The 2,712-nt window shown below is 67.0% G+C and carries 2 protein-coding genes; both read left to right on the forward strand.

The annotated features are described in order from the left end of the window. Positions 1-800: 800 nt before the first annotated feature. The gene (locus ACWDA7_RS51905; protein WP_450615082.1) at positions 801-1,481 is read left to right on the forward strand and encodes an aggregation-promoting factor C-terminal-like domain-containing protein; all 681 of its coding nucleotides are present in this window, start codon (positions 801-803) and stop codon (positions 1,479-1,481) included. 623 nt (positions 1,482-2,104) lie between these two features. Continuing rightward, positions 2,105-2,712: RNA-guided endonuclease InsQ/TnpB family protein (locus ACWDA7_RS51910; protein WP_450615084.1), on the forward strand; the 608-nt coding region annotated here is incomplete at its 3' end.

Raw genomic sequence — 2,712 nt, forward strand, 5'->3', positions numbered from 1 at the left:
TTTGAGATCCCTCGAGGCCAGCGACCCCAGATGCGCGCCGACCACACGTAACACCTGCTCGTCGTCCGGCGTGAGGCCCTTGAGGCGGGTGCGGATCGCCACGCCCGACGGGCCGACGGCCACGAAAGGGGCAGCGATCGTACGCAGCAACTCACCTCGCATCGATCTGCCCCCTCCCCAACGCTTGATCAGCAACAGGAAGAACGCTACCGGCCGGCACTGACAGTGCCCGCCAAGCGGTCGTGCGCGCGCTGCACCACCACGAACAGGTACATGCTCGTGCACACGCACACACACTCCTGCACATCCGAAACCGAACAGATCCCAACCCCCACCCCGGCCACGCCTACCCGGCAACACGACACCGGCACAGACAGGGCGCGCCTTTGATCCCCCGGGCATCGAGCCCGTGCCCCCTTCCCGCTGAAGGCCCGCCCCTGCCCCAACAACCGTGCGTCCCATGGTTCCTGGTCCAGAGCGCTCCTTGTGCGGGGCACATGGATGTGAGCTTTCACACTCATCACAGAATTGCCCCCCGGTATCCACGTGCGGCAGAGTTCCACCCCTGTCAGGCCCCGCATACGACACAGCTGCACCCCCAGCGGTGCGGCACCTCAAAAGCACCACAGCCAACTTAATAGCGCCGTCGTATGCCGCCCGAGCACCACGCGACCGCCCCTGCCAGGTGGTTGTCCACCGGGCCCGTGCCTCCCGTGACCCCGCAGTTGGGAGGCCAGCGTCAGGGGACACGATTGCGTCCGCCAGGGTCACCCAAGCGGACGATGCTGGAAGGAAACCGTGTGAGCCGGATTTCGGTCCGGGGATTCGCAGTGGCCTCGGCCACGGCGGTCACCGCTGTCGGAGCCGTCACTGGTGTTGCCTCGGGCAGCACCGGGCAGCCCTCGAGCGACGCCGGGGCAACGGCAAGCGACTCGATGCTCCTCGCTGACCTACCTACGGGTCAGCAGGCACAAGTCCAAACCGAGTCGCTGACACAGCAGGCCGACGCACAGGCCATCGCCGCGGACGTGAGCGCCAAGAAGGACGCCGAGGAGTCGGCCCGCAAGCAGGCGGCCGCGGACGCGATCGCCAAGCAGAAGGCCGAAGAGGAAGCCAAGGCACACAAGGAGGCAGAAGCCGCCAGCCGTGCGAGCCATGGCGCATCCAGCTTCCCCATCCAAAGCTCGTACACGGTCGCGCAGATCCAGTCCATGGCGCATCAGATCGTAGGCGCGAACCAGTTCCAATGCTTCAGCAACATCGTGGACCACGAGTCCAGCTGGAACTACCGTGCAGTCAACGCAGGCTCCGGCGCCTACGGTCTCGTCCAGGCGTTGCCCGGCTCCAAGATGTCGTCCGTCGGCTCCGACTGGCAGACGAACCCGGCCACGCAGATCAAGTGGGGCCTCAACTACATGAACCAGTCGTACGGCAGCCCCTGCCAGGCGTGGTCGTTCTGGCAGGCCAACCACTGGTACTAAGCCGACTTTTAGCTCGAGAGCGGGCGCGCAGCCCCCACAAAGCCCCCTCGCCGTCCATCGGTGAGGGGGCTTCGGCTGTATGCACCCGCGGGGCCCGCCGTGCACGCCGAAACCGAAGACACGAGGAAAGCTGGCGGGGAACCGACGCACGCCCGCGAGCCGAAGCGAGTACAACCAACGAGATCACGTACACGCTGGAGACCCTGGCACTGACCATCGCCACCGCCACCAGCACACACCACACCCCCAGACATCACAGCCGAAGGCGACCGGCGCGGTTGGGCAGGTACAGCCGGAGCGCTCTGGGCTGGCGATGGATCCTGAGCCGGGAGCGGCGCCGGGCCCGCGAGCATGAGCTCCGGCTGCTGTCCTGCGCCCAGGCACGCATCATCACCACCTGGCTGGCGGGCGAGAACCCCCGCCACTGCCCCGAGGTACGGGACGCACTTCACCGGGTTCCTCCGAGGATGCCCCGGTCTTCAGGCCGGGTAGGAATCGGACTCCTGCGGAGCAGGGCAGGGATCGCCGTCAGGGCGATCCGGTGTCCACCCCGCACGGCGGTGATGTCGCCCACGATGATCGAGAACTCTCAACTGTCAGTGCTCCCGGGTAGGTTCGGATGCATGACGACAGAAGCGACCGCGAAGGACACCGGGCATGCCCGGTACACCTTCCGTGTGCGCCTGTCGAACACGGCCAGGCGCCGGCTCGAAGCCGAGTGGGATCGCTGCCGCTGGATCTGGAACGAATGCGTGGCCAAGTCCAAACAGGTCCACGTGCAGGGCAAAGCGGGTGGCGAGAAGCTGACGTGCGGTCAAGCTCAGCTCGACAAGATGCTGACCGAGGCCCGCAGGATGACGCCCTGGCTGGCTGAGGGCGCGAGCGTGCCTCAGCAGCAGGTGATACGCGACTTCGCCACGTCCCGCGCCAAGGCCCTCAAAGACATCAAGGACCGGCTTCCGATACACCGCCGGGCCGGGATGCCCCGGTGGAAGAAGAAGCGGGAAGCGCGGCCGAGCCTGAACTACACCCGGCGCGGCTTCCGGGTTGATGACGGTCGTCTGCACCTGGCGGGCGGGATCGTGGTGAGCGTCGTGTGGTCGCGGGAGCTGCCCGCGGACCCGTCCAGTGTGCGTGTGTACCAGGACAGCCTCGGCCACTGGTACGCGTCCTTCGTCGTCCCGGCTCAGGTTGAGCCGCTCGCTGAGACCGGCCGCGTCCTGGGCGTGGA

The organism is Streptomyces sp. NPDC001156, assembly GCF_053598275.1.